This is a genomic window from Flavobacteriaceae bacterium GSB9 (genome assembly GCA_022749295.1).
Taxonomy (GTDB): domain Bacteria; phylum Bacteroidota; class Bacteroidia; order Flavobacteriales; family Flavobacteriaceae; genus Flavisericum.
Genome location: CP062007.1, coordinates 1,058,072 through 1,079,101 on the forward strand (window position 1 = coordinate 1,058,072; position 21,030 = coordinate 1,079,101).

Consider the following 21,030-nt stretch of genomic DNA (forward strand, 5'->3'; position numbering starts at 1 on the left):
TTTTGAATTAGTTTAGTTTCAAGATAAAAGATTCCAATGGTTTTAATTGAATAGCTACACTAGCTACTCCATTTTCCACAAATAATTCGGTATTATATTGATTATAAAGTTGATCTTCAAGTTTATATTTTCCATCTGCAGCATTCCATTTTGCAATAATATCTGAAGGTATTTTCAATTGGAATTCTTGATTATTTTCAGCATCAAAATTTGAAACTACAAGTAGCTTTTCACTATCGCTCCAACGAACAAAAGACAATACTTTGTCATTATAATTTTTAGAATTTTTCCGGTTATAAAGGTGAATGCCAGCATAGTTTCCCATTAAAGCATCGCTATTAATAGTGAAATTTAACAAGCGTTTGTAAAAATCTCTTAGAGAACTTTCTCTTTCGGTAGACTGCCCACCATCAAATTGTTTGTTATTTACCCACCGCTGGTGTGCTGGCACGCCCACATAATCGAAAATTGATGTACGTGTTGGGGCTCCAAAACCTGGATCTTCTGAGCCGTCCTCACCTACTTCCTGCCCAAAATATATCATGGTTGGCGATGTTGATAGGGTGGCCGAAACCACCATTGCCGGTTTTCCTTTTTCAGCTTTACCTGCGAAATCTGGGCTCGCCAATCGTTGCTCATCATGGTTTTCCAGAAAATGCAACATGTGGTGCTCTATGTCCTTTAAATCATCTAAAATTTGCGGAATATTATCAGTCTTTCCGTGGCCTTTTATAATGTTTTTTATGGTATCGTAAAGTTGAACTTTATCATACAGATAGTCCATTTTCCCTTTTTTAATGTAATCGCGATACAGTTTCGGATTGTAAACCTCTGCCAATAAAAAAGCATTGGAGTTTTTTACTTTTATTGCCGAATTCAGGTAACTCCAAAATTCCACCGGCACCATTTCTGCCATATCATAACGGAAGCCATCTACTCCCATTTCTAGCCAATACAAGGCAATGTCTTTGAATTTCACCCAAGAGTCCGGAACGGTTTTATCTTGCCAAAACTCAAAATGCGTTTTGTAGTCTTCGTTTTCAAAGCCTTCGGGAAGTGATTCGAAATCTTTTTTACCATCAGGTGCAACACCATAATTTATTTTAACCGTTTCGTACCAATCATCCATTTTTGGTTTTGATAACCGCGAGCCATTGCCCGTCCATTTAGCAGGGTTTTCTAAAAACTTGCCATCTTCCAAAGGATGCTTTTCATTTCCTAAAGGCGAGTAACCGTTTTCCCATTCGGGCACCTTAAAAGTTTCTCCCGGATTGTAATAAAAATTATTGTTTGGACTGTAAGCAATCGTGGTATCATCAGCTTCACCAAAATCTTTAACGGCGTTTGGTTTAGACTTACTTTTATAATTTCGGGCCACGTGGTTGGGTACAATATCAATTATAACCTTTAGTCCTGCTTGATGGGTGCGTTCGATTAAATCCTGAAATTCCCCCAACCGATTTTCAATATTTACTGCCAAGTCTGGGTTTACGTTGTAATAGTCCTTAACTGCATATGGTGATCCAGCCCGACCTTTCACGACATCGGGGTCGTCATTTGATATGCCATATTCTGTATAGTCACGAATTACGGCATGATGCGGCACTCCCGTATACCAAATATGGGTAGCGCCCAAATCCCTTATTTCTTTTAATGCTTTTTTTGTAAAGTCATTGAATTTTCCGATCCCATTTTCTTCGATGGTTCCCCAGGGTTTGTTGGTAGTATTGGTGTTACCAAACAAACGTGTAAACACTTGATAAACGACCTGCTTTTTAGGAAGGTCAACACTTTTAGGTTCTACTTGTTTCCTGGGTTCATTCCCTTTTTTACATGCGAAAGATGTGGCAAGCAAAAAGACCAACAATAACCGCAGAAACTTATTTACCCCCTTACACTGAGATAAAAAACTTATATTTTTAGAATTTTTCATCAGATTTTTGTGGTAAGAATAACACTTCCTTTCTCTGAAAGGAGCAAACTATCACTCCATTTAAATTGATTTCCGGTAATAATATTTTTTACCGTTATGTTATTTAATTTAAGTTCATCAAAACGACTCAAATCCAATTCCACCTCGTCTTTATTTTTATTCAGGATTAATACAACGGTTTCATCATTCATCACCCTAAACAATACATAAATACCATTTTCTGGAACAAAATGCACTGTTTTACCTTCGTGTATGGCTCGGCTTGTTTTTCTGTAGTTTAATATTTTCTTTAAGAACAATTGCATGTCTTTTTGGGAATCGCTTATACCTTCCCCCGTAAACGCATTTATTTTGTCACCTTCCCAACCACCAGGAAAATCACTTCTTACTAAACCGTGGTCTCCCGGGTTATCAAAATCTTCCATCAAAATTTCGGTGCCGTAATAAATTTGTGGGATTCGCGGCATCATCAAGATATAGCTCAAAGCCATTTTTGTGTTTTCAATATTACCGTGCAGTTGGGTGAATATCCTGCTCATATCATGATTGTCTGGAAAAACCATAATATCTTTCGGAGATACATAGGCAAAATCGTTGGCAAGTCCCTTGTAAATTTCTACAAAACCAGAACTCCACCCCTCTTCATCGTTTAATCCTTTTGCGATAACGTCTTGCATGGCAAAATCCATGGGTGATTTTAAATTGGAATTATAACCATCTCTATTGGGGTTGCCTTGCTGCCAATATGCAATGAGTAACGGGTTTGTTGTCCATTCTTCTCCTACAATACTGAAGTTAGGGTACTCATTCATAATTTCCCCAGCCCAATTACTCATAAAATCTTTATCGGGATACGGATAAGTATCTTGCCTTATACCTCCCAATTTAGCAGTTTCAATCCACCAAATACTGTTTTGAGTGGTGTAAGTCGCCATGAAGGGGTTACGTTGGTTCATGTCTGGCATAACAGGTACAAACCAACCTTGACTCATATTATCTTTATCAATTTTTGAAGCATAAATATCTTGGTTGGTGGTACGCCTGTGGTTCGTTGTAATGCTTTTACTGGCTTCCCACTTTTCTAAATTCTCCAGATAGTTATCTTGATGGTTAATCCAATCTTTAAACGGTAAGTCTTTCATCCACCAATGCTCAATTCCACAATGATTGGCAACTTGATCCATTATGAGTTTCATTCCTCTATTGGTCATTTTTGATGATAATTCGAGGTAATCCTCCAAGGTACCAAAACGCGGGTCTATTTGATAAAAATCAGTCATAGCATAACCGTGATAGGAACCGTGGTACATGTTGTTTGTAAGCAAGGGGGTTGGCCAAATGGCAGTAAACCCTAAATTTTCAATATAATCCAAATGGTTTATTATGCCTTGAATATCCCCGCCATGCCTGGCATAATTATCGTTTCTGTCGATGGTTTTTTCGTTAAGCGATTCTATAATGTCGTTATCAGGGTTTCCGTTGGCAAAACGGTCTGGCGTGATTAAATAAATGGCATCACTACTGTCAAAACCGATATAATCTACTGCGGGCCTGTCCCTTGATTTTAATTCATATGTTTGAACGAGCTCTTCCTTGTGTTCGTGCTTAAAGACGATATTAAATTTTCCTGCTGAAGCCTGTTCGGAAATATTCAAATCAAGAAACAAATAATTGGGACTGTCTGCTTTGTTAATTTTTAACAACGAAACACCTTTATATGACATCTCGGGAGTATATTCCGAAATACTAGGATGCTTCACCAAAAGTTGCAGATTTTTGTTTTTAAAACCTATCCACCAATTGGATGGCTCAATACGCTCAATATCATGACGCTCCTCTATTGATGCGTTGGTTTGAACCTTATTATTTCCCATTTCGCTCTTGTTTTTGCAGGCTAAATTTAAAGTAAATACAGCCATTATAATAAAAATAAGAAGCTTGTAATGCTTATTATGTCTTTTTAAATAAATCATGGTGGTATATTATTTCATTTCTTCAATGCAAATAGCATAGCCGCCACCAGGAGCAGACCATTGCGAAAGTTTCGATTTATTGGTTACTATTTTGCTTTTGACAGTGTAAGCCTGCGGATTGGTTTTGTAATGCGCATCTTTACCATCAGCATAAATAGTGGCTTTATAGGTTTTACCCGCATCCAAAAAGTCGAGTATAATATTTGAAGTTCTTGCTTCATTACCATTAACATTACCCACAAACCAATTCTCGGAGCCTTTTTCTTTTCTGGCTACGGTAAGGTAATACCCAGGTTCTGCCTCCAGGTAAATACTTTTATCCCAATCTACAGCAACGTCTTTTATAAACTGAAAAGCATCCATAAACTGTTCATAATGTTCAGGCAAATCGGCAGCCATTTGCAAAGGACTGTACATGGTAACATAAAGTGCCAATTGATTGGCTATCGTGCTATTAACATGTGAATTGTTTTTTGGGTTTAACTTGCTTATGTCCATTTCGAAAATACCTGGCGTATAGTCCATAGGTCCACCTATTAAACGAGTAAATGGCAATACCGTAACATGGTTGGGCTTAGACCCTCCAAAGGCTTGAAATTCGGTTCCCCTAGCTGACTCGTTACCTATTAAATTGGGATACGTTCTACAAATCCCCGTTGGCCTTACCGCCTCATGGGCGTTGACCATAATTTGATAGTGGGCCGCCTTTTCTATTGCATATTGATAATGATTAACTACCCACTGACTATAATGCCGTTCACCTCTAGGCAAAATATCACCCACATAACCACTTTTTACTGCATCGTATCCATTGTCTTTCATAAATTGATAGGCGCTATCTAAGTGGCGTTCATAATTTCTAATGGAACCAGATGTTTCGTGGTGCATAATTATTTTAACACCTTTTGATTTTGCATATTCTCGTACCTCAACTACATCAAAATCTGGGTAAGGTGTGACAAAATCGAAAACATAATCTTTTGATTTACCTATCCAATCTTCCCAACCTTCATTCCAGCCCTCTACTAAAAGTGCATCAAAACCATGTTTTGAAGCAAAATCGATGTACTGCTTAACCTGTGCAGTATTAGCGGCGTGCTTTCCATTAGGCTCTATTTCAGAATAATCGGTAACCCCCAATTGTACTGCTGGCAGCTCGTCGGTGTAGGCCCAAGTACTTTTTCCTGTAATCATTTCCCACCAAACACCCATATACTTTACAGGTTTTATCCATGATGTATCTTCAATTTCACAAGGTTCATTTAAATTTAAAGTTATTCGTGAAGCTAGTATGTCACGAGCATCGTCGCTAACCATAATGGTTCGCCATGGCGTATTACATGGTGCTTGCATATACCCCTTATCGCCTACTGCGTCTGGCGTTAAATGCGATTCGAAAACAAAATTTTCATCATCCAAATTAAGATGCATACAAGAATAATCAACAAGTGCAGCCTCATGCAAATTGATATACAGGCCATCTTCTGTTTTCATCATCAAGGCTGTTTGAACACCCGTTTTTGAAAATTGTTCCTGCGATTCGTTATGGGTTACTGCTGTATCGAATTTTTCTCGAATCTCGGATAGTTTAGACTCCGTATAATCGTATTCTTGTGTATCATAATCTCCCGGAAGCCAAAAAGCCTTATGGTCGCCCGTCATGGCAAACTGTGTTCTTTCTTCTTTTATAACAAAGTAAACGAGCTTTTCCTGTTTTGGAAATTCGTAGCGAAACCCTAAACCATCATTAAACAACCGGAAACGTACCAGCATTTTGCGCTCTGTTTCATTTTGCAACAATGAAACAGCCAACTCGTTATAGTGATTTAAGATTTTTTTTTCTTCTCCCCAAACAGGTTGCCAAGTTTCATTAAAAGTTGCTGATTCGGTTTGTGACACCTTGAAATCATCCAATAACGATTTTTCGTCATTTTTTAAGTAAAAACCTAATTTACTGGTTTTTATAACCGGTTTTCCTTTATATGCTAAACTATAGGTGGGCATACCGCCAGCATCTAACGAAAATTGCATGATTAAGTTGCCATTTGGCGATACTAACTCCTGTGCACTTGCAATAGACACAGTTAATACAAGTGCAATAATTAATTTTATTATTTTCATTTTTTTATTCTTTATTATACCGTTAGCAAACAATTCGGGGTAAGGTTTATGGGTTCGTTATTGACTAAAATCTGTAATTCTTTATCCCCTTCCAATTCAAACTTAGTATCGGCATGGCAAACCTGTACTTTTAGAATTTGGTTTCTAAAATTCACTTTAAACGAAAATGCCTTCCATTCTTTTGGTATTTTTGGATTGAATGCCAATTGATTATCCTGAATGCGCATACCGCCAAAGCCTTCTACGATGCTCATCCAAGTTCCGGCCATACTGGTTATATGAAGGCCTTCGTGCACTTCTTTGTTGTAATCGTCTAAATCTAAACGAGAAGTACGCAAATAGAATTTATAGGCCTGCTCCATCCTATTTAATTTAGCTGCCTGTATGCTATGAACACAAGGCGAAAGCGAACTTTCATGCACGGTAAAGGGCTCGTAAAAATCAAAATGGCGTTTTAGTTCTTCATTCGTAAATTGGTCTTCAAAAAAGTAAAATCCCTGAAGCACATCGGCTTGCTTTATATAGGGTGAACGCAAAATTCTATCCCAACTCCACTTTTGGTTTATGGGTCTCTGTTTTTTATCTAAACTAGAAACCGTAATGAGCTCCTTATCTAAAAACCCATCTTGCTGCAAGTAAACTTGATGTTTTTCTGAAAATGGAAAGTACATATTATCGGCAACTGCTTTCCATTCGGCCAGTTCTAAAGTTGAAAGCTTTACTTTGTTCATTATTCTCGTAAAATCTGAAGCATAATCTTCCTCTATTTTACTGATACTTTCAATCGCATAATTAATGCACCATTTGGCCAAATAGTTGGTATACCAATTGTTATTTACGTTGTTTTCGTACTCATTTGGCCCAGTTACTCCCAAAATGACGTATTGATTCTTCTTAGTTGAAAAATTGGCCCGTTGATGCCAAAATCGTGCGACACCAATTAAAACTTCAAGTCCTTTTTCAGGAATATAACTGTAATCACCAGTGTAGCGACAATAATTGTAAATAGCAAAGGCTATGGCACCGTTTCGGTGTATTTCTTCAAAAGTGATTTCCCATTCGTTATGGCACTCTTCGCCATTCATGGTAACCATGGGAAATAGTGCTGCACCATTTCTAAACCCTAAATTTTTAGCATTTTCAATGGCTTTATTTAGATGGCTGTAACGGTATTCCAAAAGGTTTCTTGCTACATTTTGGTCTTTTGTAGCCATATAAAACGGAATGCAATAAGCCTCGGTATCCCAATAAGTGCTACCGCCATATTTTTCGCCAGTAAATCCTTTGGGGCCTATGTTTAATCTGGAATCTTTACCCAAATACGTTTGGTTTAACTGGAAGATATTAAAACGAATGCCTTGTTGAGCCTTAACATCACCTTCAATTGTGATATCGGACATATTCCAAATATTAGCCCAGGCCTGTTTTTGATTATTTAACAGACCAGAAAATCCTATATCATTTGCTTTTGCTAAAACGGCTTTTGCGGCATCAATAAGTTTAGACTTCTTGTGATTTCTACTAACCGTATAGCCTCCAAACTTGATTAAGGTCGCCGTTTGCCCCTTTTCAATCTTCAAATTGTAATTATAGGCGGCTAAGGTTTGAGTTGTTGTTTGTTCGGGTTTTATGTTTTGTTGGTCTGCTTCAATAAAAACGCTCGTTTCCATAAATGTGCAGGTATGAAAATTGGTTTTCATGGTATGCGCTTCTATAAACGCTTGATTTTTGGATGTTTCTATGTTTGTAGTGCTCCAAAATTGATCGTCCCAATTGGTATCTTCGTTTGTAATTCCACTATCTAAATAAGGTTGAAATTCAATCTCAGCATCATTATTTATAGCCGTGACACTATATTTTATGGCTCCCAATTCATCTAAATCCAAACTCAAAAACCGTAAAACCTCAACCTGTATTTTTGTTTCATTTTGAAGTGTTGCCGTAAAACTTCTGGATAGCCAACCTTCCTTCATATTCAATTCCCTGCGAAATCCTTCTACTTCTTTTGCCGTAAATAAATCCAGTATTTCACCATTAACCGTAACGTTAACACCAATCCAATTAGGTGCATTCAACACTTTGGCAAAATATTCGGGGTACCCGTTTTTCCACCAGCCAACACGGGTTTTATCAGGGTAATAAATTCCAGCGATGTAACTTCCTTGAAACGTATCGCCAGAATATTGTTCTTCAAAATTGGCTCGCTGCCCCATGGCACCATTACCGATGCTAAAAAGGCTTTCGGAAGACTTTACACGCTTTGTGTCAAAACCTTCCTCTATGATAGACCAGTTGTCTGGTTTTATATAATCTTGATTCATATTTTTTAGGATATGAAAGTCTATTTTTGAAAAATCACGGCTCTGGTTACAGACCCGTTTTTCTCTCTTTTAAACTTTTTGTTGCTTTTTTCCTTTTACTAACGTCTTAATAAAATCGGTGGTCACCTCCGTTAAATTCTCAAAATTGAAATCGGCCGCAGCAAGTGTTATTTTATCGCCAATACCAATAGACATCATATTTGCAGTATTCGCGGCTTCAATTCCTGCAATGGCATCTTCAAAAACAATACATTGCTTTGGTTCTAGTTTTAGCTTTTTTGCCCCTATAAGGAATACTTCGGGGTCTGGTTTTGCTTTTGAAACACTATTGCCATCAACAATTCCTGCAAACCGTTCTAAAAGACCAACTTGTTTTAAAATAAGTGGTGCGTTTTTACTGGCAGAGCCAAGCACATATTTTATGCCCATTTCGTCCAAAATATCTAGCAGTTCAACTGCACCTGGAAGAATTTCGTCAGAATTCATTTTATGAATATACTCGAGATATTCTTCATTTTTACTTATCAGAAATTCTTGCTTTTTTTCTTCGAAAAGCTGAACATTTCCTATGCTTAGCAATATTTCTAAAGACTGAACTCTGCTAACCCCTTTGAGCAATTCGTTATGCTCTTCGGTAAACTCGAAACCCAATTTGTCTGCGAGGTTTTTCCACGCTAAATAATGATACTTTGCCGTATCGACAATGACGCCATCTAAATCGAAAATGACTCCTATTTTGTTATCCATTCTATTTTGTTATTCTATTGTACAACATCATCAACATCCTTAACTTTAAAGACAAGAGATGCCGCGATTAAAAAACTTAAACCACTCATTACCAGAGCCAGTATAGCTTGATTACCATAGGCATATTTGACAAGCGGACCGCCGATTAAAGCATTGATAATTTGTGGTATTACGATGAAGAAATTAAAAATACCCATATAAACCCCCATTTTTTTTGGAGAGATTGATCCCGCTAAAATGGCATACGGCATGGCCAAAATACTGGCCCAAGCAATGCCCACACCAATCATAGATACAATAAGCCAGTTTTTATCGGGCATAATGTAAATGGAAAGCAAGCCTACCCCCCCTACAACTAAAGACGCTGCATGGGTTTTTTTTCTTCCTAATGTTTTGGCTATGTACGGTAAAGCGAAGGCATAAAAAGCAGATACTAAATTGTAAACACCAAAAAGTATACCTACCCAGTCACCTGCATTTTGGTAATCCGCACTACTACTATCTGTATAGGGCAAACCGTAAGTATGTTGTGCTATGGCCGGTGTTGCAAATACCCACATACCGAACAAACCAAACCATGAAAAGAATTGCACCCAACTTAATTGGCGCATGGTTGTGGGCATTTTTTTAAAATCTTCAAAAATATCCAGTAAGCTAGATTCTGCTTCTTGAACTACTTCTTCAATTTCGTCGGATTGTGCCTTTTGCTTTTCAATAAATGCTAACTCTTCTGGAGAATATTCTTTGGTTGTTAAAACAGTAATTAAAATGGAGGCAATTAAAATAATAGCCCCAATTATAAAAGACCAGATTAAATTTGAAGGAACGGCTCCGGCTGAAGTTTCATTTGAAACTCCAAACCAGTTCGCCAATGCATATGGCAACCACGAGCCAATTACAGCACCAAAACCAATAAGCGCCGTTTGCACACTAAAACCCAAAGTTCGTTGGTCTGTTCTTAAATTATCACCAACCAAAGCACGAAATGGCTCCATAGCGATATTAAAAGAAGCATCCATTATCATTAGCATTCCTGCGCCTACCCACAGGGGAGGCAAAAATGCAATGAACATATCGGCCTGGGGCATGAGTATTAATCCAATTGAAGCTAAAATTGCTCCAATTAAAAAATACGGCTTACGCCTACCCAATCGCCCCCAAGTTTTATCGCTGTAATGTCCAATAACGGGTTGAACAACCAATCCCATTAAAGGTGCAATAATCCAAAACCACGACAACTCGTGAACGTCGGCACCGAAAATTTGAAGTATTCTACTGGCGTTGGCATTTTGTAGGGCGAAACCCATCTGAATCCCTAGAAATCCGAAACTCATGTTCCAAATTTCCCAGAAACTTAATTTACGCTTTTCCATTAAATAGTATGTTTTGTTAATACTATTTGATAAGCGATATTTACTTATCAAAACTTACGTGAGAAGTGAAAATATAAGTTTTGATTTCGCATCAAAGATATAGAAAAGATTTTTATTCTTCCAAATAAATTTTTATTTAGTTGATTCTCTTTCAATAATTTCGGTCTCTATAACCACCTTGATAAAGTCGCGTTTTTGATTGTTATTACTGAAATATCGTTCACTTTCGGCGTCATCAGCTTCCAATCGATCAATCAATAAATTTGCTGCCTGCTCTCCCATTTTTTGACCATGTTGGCTTACGGTTGTTAAACTTGGAGTGGAGTGTTTTGACAGAACACCATCGGTAAAACCAATAACTTGAATATCGTCGGGAACATGATATCCTAGTTTTTTGGCTACTTTCATTGCCGTAACCGCATATAGCTCATTAACTGCAAAAATCCCATCAATTGTGGAGTTGGTTTGAATAAATTGGGCGATTTCAGTTTCAAGAAGTTCTACATGGTTTTCTACATTTAGGCTATCATCAATTTTTAATATCATGTTAGGATCTGGAACTATATTATGGTTTTCTAAAGCTTGAAGATAGCCTTGTGTTCTTAGTTTCCCTACGCTAACGTAATCCATTGTGGTAACCAAAGCTATATTTTTACACCCGTTTTCTATGAGCTTATTAACAGCTTTTACAGCACCATTAAAATCGTCAACAATTACTTTATCGCAATCTACCTCATTTACCACCCTATCAAACATAACAATAGGCATACCTTGGTTTATGGTAGCATGAAAATGGTGGTAATCTTGTTTTAGCAAAGTCTCTTTTGAAATAGAAAGAATAAAACCATCAATACTGCCGTTGGCCAACATTTCCATATTTATTATTTCTTTGGAAAACGATTCATTAGATAAGCCTACAATCACATTATACCCGCGCCTATTGGCTACGCGTTCTATGCCTCGAATTACGGTTGAAAAGAAATGGTGTACAATTTCAGGAATTAAAATACCAACGGTTTTGGTCTTTCTATTCTTTAAACTCAGCGCAATATTGTTGGGCTTATAATTATAGAGTTTCGCAAAAGCCTTTATTTTTTGGGTGGTATCTTCGCTTATCTCCTTGCTTCCGCTTAAGGCTTTAGACACCGTTGAAACAGAAACATCCAGTTCCTTCGCTATTTGCTTTAATGTTATTTTCTTTTTCATGAGATAAAATTCATCGAAAAATAACGATTATTTACTTCATTTTATAAAGTTATGACAACATTTTTAATAACGCTTAATTATACGTTTTTATCATTTTTAAGGTTTTTATTTAAAAAGTTTTCAACACGAAAACGTTTTCGTTAAAAATTTCGTAATATAAAATTATTTCTTAACGATTTCTTTACATACGTTTGATGCGAGAAGTGAAAATATAACTAAACTATTTAATTCATTATTTAACAAAATTATATGAAAACAACTACTAAAAGTTTGCTGTTTTTTATACTAGCCTTGCCCGCATTTATGTTTGGGCAGAATAGTTTAAAAGGAACGGTAACTGAGCAATCAACCTCCCTTCCACTACCTGGAGTTAATGTTGTTGTAAAAGGTACCGCTAATGGTACGGCAACAAACTTTGATGGACTATACGAAATTGAAGTTAGTAACGGAGACGTTCTTGTATATTCCTTTGTGGGGTATCAACCTCAGGAAATAACCTATACAGGACAAGAAACATTAAATGTGGTATTAGTGGAAGATGCCGCACAACTTGAAGAAATTGTTATTATCGGTTACGGTAGCGTAAAGAAAGAAGACCTTACTGGATCGGTTGACGTAGTATCTTCTGAAGATTTTAACCAAGGGGCTGTTGTATCGCCAGATCAATTGCTCCAGGGTAAAGCCGCTGGTGTAAGGATTACAAGTGCTGGCGGACAACCAGATGCTGCCCCAAACATTAGAATTAGGGGTGGTTCTTCATTATCTGGAAACAACTCACCTTTAATTGTAATTGACGGCGTTCCACTAGATAACGGAGGTGTTGCTGGAGTAGGCAACCCTTTGAGCTTGATTAACCCTAACGACATTGAAAGCTTCAGTATCTTAAAAGACGCCTCTGCAACTGCCATTTACGGGTCTAGAGCGTCAAATGGAGTTCTTATTATCACTACTAAAAAAGGAACTTCTGGCGAGGCTAAATTTAATTTTTCGGCGAGAACATCGTTAAGTAGCGTAAGTTCCAACGACCAAGTCCAAGTCATGGACGGTATTACTTTCGCAAAATTTATTAACATGTACTTTCCAGATGGTTATAACAGTTTAGGAGTACCTGTTGGAAGTGTAGACACAAATGAAACACCCGCACAAATCATAAGCACTCCAAATGGAGATCGTGCTATTTATAACACCGATTGGCAAGATGCTATTTACAGAACAGCCATTACAAAAGATTACAACTTTGGTGTAAGCGCTAATTTATTCGAAAAAATACCTTTTAGAGCCTCTGTTGGTTACAATGAAACTGAAGGTGTTGTAAAAACTAACGATTACGAAAGAATTACAGCGTCGGTAAGATTATCTCCAAAACTTTTTGACGACCACTTAAAAATTGATTTAAACGCAAAAGGTACGGCCGTTGATAAAAACTCGGTAGACGAAGGTGCTGCAATTGGTGGGTCGGTCTCCATGGATCCTACAAAACCTATTTATGATGGCAATTCTATTTTTGGCGGTTTTTACCAGCAACTAAGACCCAATGACGACCCGAATGCTCCCAATGAGCGAATAGGGGCAACAAACCCATTGGCCGTATTGCTTCAAAGAATGCGTCCCGAAAAGGTTAAAAGATTATTAGGAAACCTTGAGTTGGATTATAAATTCCATTTTCTACCAGAATTAAGGGCTGTTGTAAATTTAGGATTGGAAGCCTCTCGTGCAGAGATTGAAGAACGTTTTACTGATGGAGCCGTAAACAGCTACACCCAAGTAAGCAGTGCCGATCCAGATAACCCACTACCAAACGGCACTTACATTATCCAACCAGGAAAAAGCTTTGGCGAAAACCAACATATAACAAATACTACGATGGAATCATATTTAGCCTACCGTAAGGAATTTAATGATTTTTTTATTAATAATTTCGACATTCAAGCCGGCTATTCGTACCAAAACTTTAAAAATGACGGTTACAAAGATGAATTTACCGCCGACCCTGCATTTAGTGCAGATGGCACGCAAGGTGAAACTTATGACCTAGATAATGATGGTATTACTGGAGATCGCGTAAGGAATATTAACCCAAACAACCCGACCAACAGGTACTTTAACGAGCTAAACTTACAATCGTTTTTTGGACGAGCTAACATTAATCTGGCCAATAAATACTTGCTAACAGCATCATTTAGAGCAGATGCTTCGTCCTTCTTCACAGAAGAAAACCGATGGGGCTATTTTCCTTCAGCTGCTGTAGCTTGGAAGGTTAAGGAAGAAAACTTTCTGAAAGATGTCAATTTTGTAAACGATTTTAAAATACGAATCGGTTGGGGTGAAACCGGTCAACAAGATATTTCTGGGCAAGTTGGTTTTTATCCCTCCATCCCATTGTTCGAAATTGGCTCGCAACAAAGCCAATACATTAGCGGAGTTAACCTTTACAACGCCAAAGAGTTTAATCCCGATCTAACTTGGGAAAAAACAACCACATACAACGCTGGTGTTGATTTCGACTTTTTTGCGAATAGCTTTTTATCTGGATCGTTTGATATTTTTAAAAGAGACACCAGAGATTTATTAGTACTAACAGGTGTTCCTCCGGGGCAGGCCTTAAGTGACCAAATCATTCAAAACGTGGGGACAACAGAAAGTAAAGGTTTCGAACTGAACCTGAACCTGAACCCTGTCCAAAATGAAAACTTCAACTTGAATTTAAACGGAAACCTGTCGTACAATATTACCGAAGTAACCGATTTAAAAGGAGTTGAACAAATTACGGTAAACAAGGATGAAGCCCGACTGGATATAGGGACAGGCAACTTCCTTTTGAGACATGCCATTGGAGAACAAGCCGGGTCAGCTTATGTGCACAAACAAGTTTATGACGAAGAAGGAAACCCAATATTGGGGGCTTTTGTAGACTTGAACGATGACGGAAGAATTACTGAGGCTGACAGATATTACAAGCCTATGCAGCCAAACTGGACATTCGGATTTGGTTTTACAATGAATTACAATAACTGGGATTTAAGTGCTAGCCTAAGAGGCCAGTTGGATGGCTACATATACAACTCCAGAAGGTTGTCGCAGGGTGCGATTGAGAACGCCCAATCTCTAGACGGAAATTCATTCTTTAACCAGTTGAATTTCTTTACAGGAGAAGCCAACCCTGTGTTTACAGATATTGTAGACCCCGTTCAATACTCAGACTATTTTATTGAAGGCGCTTCTTTCCTTAGGTGCGAAAACATAGTATTGGGCCACACACTTTCTAACGTTATAAAGAATGCCAGATTAAAAATTTATGGAGCGGTTAACAATCCATTTATTATTACCAACTACTCAGGGCAAGATCCAGAAAACTTTTTTGGAATAGACAAGAACTTCTACCCTCGAGCCACAATTTATAACCTAGGTGTAAATATTGATTTTTAAACTATGAAAACGATGAAAAATAAGATATTAAAATTAATGCTAGGATTGGCAGTATTCAGTACAATTACCATAAGCTGTACCAGCGATTTAGACACCAAACCATTGGTTGAACTCTCTCTCGATGAACTTTTGGCAGAAGACCCTCAAGCAGTAGAAGGTATTCTTTCTAGGCTTTACGGTTCGTTTGCGCTTTCTGGCGCCCAAGGTTCGGGCAGTTCAGATATTAGTGACGATGCCGGCGAATCACCTTTTTTAAGAGGAATTGTAAACTTACAGGATTTTGCGGCAGACGCCATGAAAAACCGCTGGGGAGACAATGGGTTAGATCAGTTAACCACTACAACAGACTGGACCGACCAGAACAAATTCTTTAGATACCTTTACAACAGGATATTTTTTACAATTCCGCAGTGTAACAATCTGCTATCTATTTTACCAAACGTAGATGTTAACAACAAAGAAGAAGTTGTTTCAGAAGTCCGTTATATCAGGGCTTTAGCCTACTTTTATTTAATTGACGTTTTTGGCAAAGGCGTTTTGGCTACCGAAGACAATTTTGGTCAGTCGGAATCACTTCCCGAAGCTTCACGACAAGAACTGTTCGATTACGTTGAAAGTGAACTTCTAGCCATCGAGCCCATTTTGCCAAGCACCAACACCTATGGCAGAGCAACAAATGCTGCTGCACAAATGCTTTTGGCAAAACTATATTTAAACGCCGAAGTATACACTGGTACACCTAGATACGCCGCCGCCGCAACATATGCCAATAAAGTAATAACAGACGGCAACTATTCGTTAGCTACAAATTTTGTTTTAAACTTTTCAGCAGACAACGATACCTCGCCAGAAATTATATTTCCGCTAATTGCAGATGCTGCGGTTAGCCAAAGTTTTGGAAATACCACTTACATTATCAACGGTAGTTTAAACTCTGCTACTATGCCATTGGCTGATTTTGGAGCTACAGAAGGCTGGGGCGGCCACAGGTCATCTAAAGCCTGGTATGGTTTGTTTGGAGATTTAGAAACTTCAACAGATGTAAGAGCCAGCTTGTTTTGGACCGAAGGGCACAACTACGAAATGGAAGATTACAAAACCTGGATTGACGGCTACCCATCAACTAAATTTAGAAATACCAATTCTTCTGGAGGGTCTACTCCCACAAGCTTTGCCAATACCGACTTTCCCCTTTTCCGATTGGCAGATGCGTATTTAATGTATGCAGAGTGCGCAATTAGAAATGCAGCCGGAACAGATATGGGAACTGCAGTGCAATATGTAAATGCCGTTAGAACACGATCTAACGCTAGTACGGTTTCACAAGGTGATTTAACCCTTGACTTTATAATTGATGAACGCGGAAGAGAATTAAATCTTGAAGGCCACAGACGTACTGACTTAATAAGGTTTGGAAGGTTCACAGGAAGTTCCTACTTATGGCCTTGGAAAGGTGGCGTAAAAGATGGAGCATCAATTCCAGCTACATACAATGTTTACCCTATTCCAGCCTCAGCATTACAGGCCAATCCCAACTTAACTCAAAATCCAGGTTATTAAAAAACTAATTATCACTATTATGAAAAATATCAAAATTTTATCGTTACTATTAATTGCTGTAATCGGCCTTGTATCTTGCGAGCAAGATGACGAGTTAGTTTTTACGGCTCAAAAACCTGCTGAAGGTATAAGTTTTTCAAACTCATTTTTAGCTGAATATACATTAACCGCCGCCACAGCCAATAACATAGGTGAACGCTTTACTTGGGAAGATGCCAATTTTGGTGTCCCAACAAATGTTAGTTATGAATTGCAAAATTCTGTTTCAGGAGACTTCTCCGATGCTACTTCATTAGGAACTACAAACGGAAATGAATTGGCAATTACAATTGGGGAAATGTTAAGTTTTGCTGAAGCTGCCGGTTTAGATAACGACCCAAATACCGAAAACCCAAACACGGGAGAAATCTATTTCAGAATTAAAGCCTTTGTAGGTACCGAAGGACTGGAAACATTTTCAAGCCCTGAGGCCCTCACGATTATTTTACCTGAAATAGTTGAAGGTGGTGGGGCTTTTGAAGTAGCATCATGGGGCGTTGTTGGTTCAGGCTACAACAATTGGGGTGCTTTTGCTGATGGAAAATTCTATACAACCTCATCAGCTGGTGTTATCGTTTCTTATATAAACTTAGTAGATGGTGAAATTAAATTCCGCGAAAACAACGAATGGGGCGGCGATTTAGGTGATGCCAATGGCGATGGTATTTTAGATGCCGATCCAGATAACAACATTGCTGTTACCGCTGGAGATTACAAAATAACAATTGACACCAATGACAATTCATATTCCATCGAACCTTTCTCTTGGGGTATTGTGGGCTCTGGCTATAACAATTGGGGCGAAACGCCTGATGCCAAACTCTACTATGATTACACAACCGACACCTTTAAAGCTGGTGTAAGACTTGTTGATGGCGAAATTAAATTTAGAATGAACAACGAATGGGGTGGCGATTTAGGTGACGCTAATGGTGATGGTATTTTAGATGCCGATGCCGACAACAATATTGCAGTTACCGAAGGACATTATTTGGTTACCGTCGATTTAAAAGACAACTCCTATTCCATTGAACCGGCAACCGTTTGGGGAGCCGTAGGCTCTGGATACAACAACTGGGGTGAAACGCCTGATGCCAGTTTAACCGAAATTCAACCGGGGGTTTGGTTTGCTGAAAATGTAACGCTAGTTGATGGCGAACTTAAATTCAGACCTAACAACGAGTGGAATGGCGATTACGGTGATGCCAATGGCGATAATATTTTGGACCAAGATGCCGACAACAACATTGCGGTTGAAGCTGGAAATTATGTTATAAGCATAGATTTTAACGATCCTTCTGGGCCTGCATACTATCTAGGAAAAAGATAGAAAGCAAGTGCTGCACAAGTTTATAAAACTTGTAAACTAAAATGATTGGTGAGAGGTTGTGTTGTGTTATAATGCAACCTCTTTTCATAAAAAAACCATTAATAGAACTAAGAAAATGGTTCTTCATCAATATGATTGAATTCCAAGTTTTATCTAGCAATTAAAAATATCACAACAAAAAATGAAAAACATATACTTACTTTTTTTACTGGCTTCTGCCCTTTCCTTTGGTCAGGTTAACACCTCTCCGGCCATTCCAACTGAAGCAGATGCCATTACCATCTTTTTTAATGCCACTGGAACAGAATTGGAAGGCTACACCGGAGACGTTTACGCCCATACAGGAGTTATTACAACGGCATCAACTAGCAACACCGATTGGAAACACGTTATTGGATCTTGGGGAAATAACACCACACAACCCAAACTCAACAGAACGGGAACCAATACTTACGAATTGAACATTACCCCCAATATCCCAACGTATTACGGAACCACTGCTGGTGAAGTCGTTACCAACATTGCTATAGTTTTTCGTAACAGTGCCGGGAATGCCCAATCCAGACCCGATATTTTTATTCCTATTTATGCTGAAGGTTTAAACATTAACATAACAAATCCTTCCGATGACTCTGTTTTTAATTTAAACGACAATATTACCATTAGTGCAGCATCGAGCATTAATGCCTATTTAGAATTGAAAGTCAATTCAAATTCCGTGGAAACGGCTACAAATGCAACTTCTATTTCAACATCTTACACCTTTACTTCAACGGGAATACATACCATTGAGGCCTCGGCCAGCCAAGGTGGCGAAACCAAACAGGAAAGTGTTTCGGTATATGTAAAAACACCCACCCAAAACGCCACGATGCCAACGGGAATTTTAAATGGCTTTAACGATAATGAAGATGGTACGGTAACGTTTGTTTTAGAAGCGCCCGGCAAAACTGATGTATTTCTTATTGGCGGATTTAATAATTGGGAACTGAGTGAAAACTATCAAATGAAAAAGGATGGCGACCATTTTTGGCTTACCGTCTCAGGACTGGATGCCAATTCCGAATACGCCTACCAGTACGTTATTGATTACACCATAAAGGTGGCCGATCCTTATGCAAAAAAAGTATTGGACCCCAATAACGACCAGTACATCCCCTCCTCTACTTATCCCGATTTAATGCCATACCCTAAGGGCGAAACCACAGGAATTGTTTCAACCTTTAAAATTAATGAAACAGATTATACTTGGCAGAACACCTCGTTCATCAAACCCAACAAAGAAAACTTAGTAATCTATGAACTGTTGCTTCGCGATTTTACCGAAGATGGCACCTATCAAGATGCCATGACGCATTTGGATTATTTGGAAAATTTGGGAGTCAATGCCATTGAACTCATGCCCATTAATGAATTTGAAGGCAATATTAGCTGGGGCTACAACCCTTCATTTTACATGGCTTTGGATAAGGCCTACGGCACGAACAACGATTTAAAAGCGTTTGTTGATGCCTGCCACCAACGCGGTATGGCCGTGATAACCGATGTTGTTTTTAACCATTCGTACAGCCAATCGCCACTTTTACAAATGTATTGGGACAGCACTAATAACATTCCGGCAGCCGATAGTCCGTACTACAACCAAAACCATAATTTGGTGGACAACACCTCGGCGCATTGGGGCTACGATTTCAACCACGAATCTTCATATACTGTAAATTTCTTTAACGATGTGTTGAGTTTTTGGATGAACGAATACAAAATAGACGGTTTCCGTTTCGATTTTACCAAAGGGCTTTCTAACACCATTTATACGGGTGCCAACAACTGGGCCAGCGCTTATGATGCCGATAGAATTGAAAACCTTAAAGCCTATGCCGACCATGTTTGGGCTAACAACCCTGGCAATGAAGCTTATGTGATTTTCGAACATTTGTCAGATAACAACGAAGAAACCGAACTGGCCAATTACGGTATTATGCTTTGGGGAAACCTTAACCACAGTTTTAACCAAAATACTATGGGGTATAGCGATGGAGCCGATGTATCGTGGCTATCTTATCAAAACAGAGGATGGAACAACCCACACATTGTTGGCTATATGGAAAGCCACGACGAAGAGCGCTTAATGGTGAAAAATTTGGCTTACGGGAATTCAAACGGCGGATATAACGTTAAGGATTTAGCCACGAGCCTTGATAGACAAGAAGCGGCTTCTGTAGTTTTTTATGGCATTCCTGGCCCAAAAATGATTTGGCAATTTGGCGAATTGGGTTACGACAAAAGCATTAACTGCGATGATGATATTAATGATGGCAGTTGCAGGCTAGACGAAAAACCCGTAGCATGGACGCTAGGGTACAACAATGATGCTGACCGCTTGGATTTAAAAGAGGTTACCGCCAAAATGATTGCCATGAAAAAACAGTTTCCTTCAACATTCAATACGGATAATTATAATTTAAGTGTTAGCGGCCTGATTAAACGCATCAATTTGTATGACAACGTTGGTAGTTTAGACGTGGTTATAGTGGCCAATTTTGATGTAACCACACAATCTGTAAATCCAAACTTCCCATCAACCGGAACATGGTACGAGCAATTTTCTGAGACATCAATTAACGTCACCAATCCAACGGCATCTTTAAGTTTACAGCCTGGGGAATACAGACTATATGCAAAAACGGAAAATTTAAGCACCAGCTCAGTAGTTTCCAACACCATGAAAATATACCCCAACCCGGTTAATAATACATTTTCAATCAACAAACCGATTGATGCTATCAGTATTTATAATGTTACCGGAAAACTGGTAAAAACTTTTACTGGGAACTTGCAAAAACATCAAGCCTTTAATATTTCAGAATTGCCCAAAGGCTTGTATTTAGTTAAAATAACGACTGATCGAGATAGAAAAATCACAAAAAAAATTGTGAAGTTCTAAATTGCAGTTTGTTTAGTTTAGTTTGTTGAAAGCCCCCGTAAAAAAGGGGCTTTTTTT

11 protein-coding genes are annotated in these 21,030 nt (G+C 38.4%); 4 read left to right on the forward strand and 7 right to left on the reverse strand.

Annotation, left to right across the window (positions count from 1 at the left end; translation table 11 throughout):
* Positions 1-7: 7 nt before the first annotated feature.
* The 7 genes from GSB9_00899 to GSB9_00905 form a co-directional block, all read right to left on the reverse strand.
* Positions 8-1,933: an alpha-amylase family glycosyl hydrolase gene (locus GSB9_00899; GenBank protein ID UKM64352.1), complete on the reverse strand. Its 1,926-nt coding sequence runs from the start codon at positions 1,931-1,933 to the stop codon at positions 8-10.
* Positions 1,933-3,807 carry a glycoside hydrolase family 13 protein gene (locus tag GSB9_00900; GenBank protein ID UKM64353.2) on the reverse strand — a complete coding sequence of 625 codons (1,875 nt, stop codon included), beginning with the start codon at positions 3,805-3,807 and terminating at the stop codon, positions 1,933-1,935. The genes GSB9_00899 and GSB9_00900 overlap by 1 nt, the downstream gene beginning before the upstream one ends.
* Before the next feature lie 108 nt (positions 3,808-3,915).
* Entirely contained in the window at positions 3,916-6,027 is a 2,112-nt protein-coding gene (locus GSB9_00901; protein UKM64354.2) for a glycoside hydrolase family 97 protein, read from the reverse strand.
* Positions 6,028-6,041: 14 nt separating this feature from the next.
* Positions 6,042-8,348 (reverse strand): glycoside hydrolase family 65 protein, encoded by a 2,307-nt coding sequence (locus tag GSB9_00902; protein UKM64355.1) that lies wholly within the window; start codon positions 8,346-8,348, stop codon positions 6,042-6,044.
* Positions 8,349-8,417: 69 nt separating this feature from the next.
* A complete protein-coding gene (gene pgmB, locus GSB9_00903; protein UKM64356.1) occupies positions 8,418-9,095 on the reverse strand; it encodes a beta-phosphoglucomutase in 678 nt (225 codons plus the stop codon).
* Positions 9,096-9,109: 14 nt separating this feature from the next.
* On the reverse strand, positions 9,110-10,468 hold the full coding sequence (locus GSB9_00904) for an MFS transporter (protein ID UKM64357.1): 1,359 nt from the start codon (positions 10,466-10,468) through the stop codon (positions 9,110-9,112).
* 132 nt (positions 10,469-10,600) lie between these two features.
* Positions 10,601-11,674 (reverse strand): LacI family transcriptional regulator, encoded by a 1,074-nt coding sequence (locus GSB9_00905; GenBank protein UKM64358.1) that lies wholly within the window; start codon positions 11,672-11,674, stop codon positions 10,601-10,603.
* Between the two features lie 249 nt (positions 11,675-11,923).
* On the opposite strand from GSB9_00905, the gene GSB9_00906 reads away from it, so the two are divergent.
* The 4 genes from GSB9_00906 (at position 11,924) to GSB9_00909 (ending at position 20,973) form a co-directional block, all read left to right on the forward strand.
* Positions 11,924-15,100, forward strand: a complete 3,177-nt coding sequence (locus tag GSB9_00906) for a SusC/RagA family TonB-linked outer membrane protein (protein ID UKM64359.1) — start codon at positions 11,924-11,926, stop codon at positions 15,098-15,100.
* A gap of 12 nt (positions 15,101-15,112) precedes the next feature.
* On the forward strand, positions 15,113-16,660 hold the full coding sequence (locus GSB9_00907; protein ID UKM64360.1) for a RagB/SusD family nutrient uptake outer membrane protein: 1,548 nt from the start codon (positions 15,113-15,115) through the stop codon (positions 16,658-16,660).
* Positions 16,661-16,679: 19 nt separating this feature from the next.
* On the forward strand, positions 16,680-18,029 hold the full coding sequence (locus tag GSB9_00908) for a SusE domain-containing protein (GenBank protein UKM64361.1): 1,350 nt from the start codon (positions 16,680-16,682) through the stop codon (positions 18,027-18,029).
* A gap of 181 nt (positions 18,030-18,210) precedes the next feature.
* Entirely contained in the window at positions 18,211-20,973 is a 2,763-nt protein-coding gene (locus GSB9_00909; GenBank protein ID UKM64362.1) for an alpha-amylase family glycosyl hydrolase, read from the forward strand.
* The last annotated feature ends 57 nt before the right edge of the window (positions 20,974-21,030 follow it).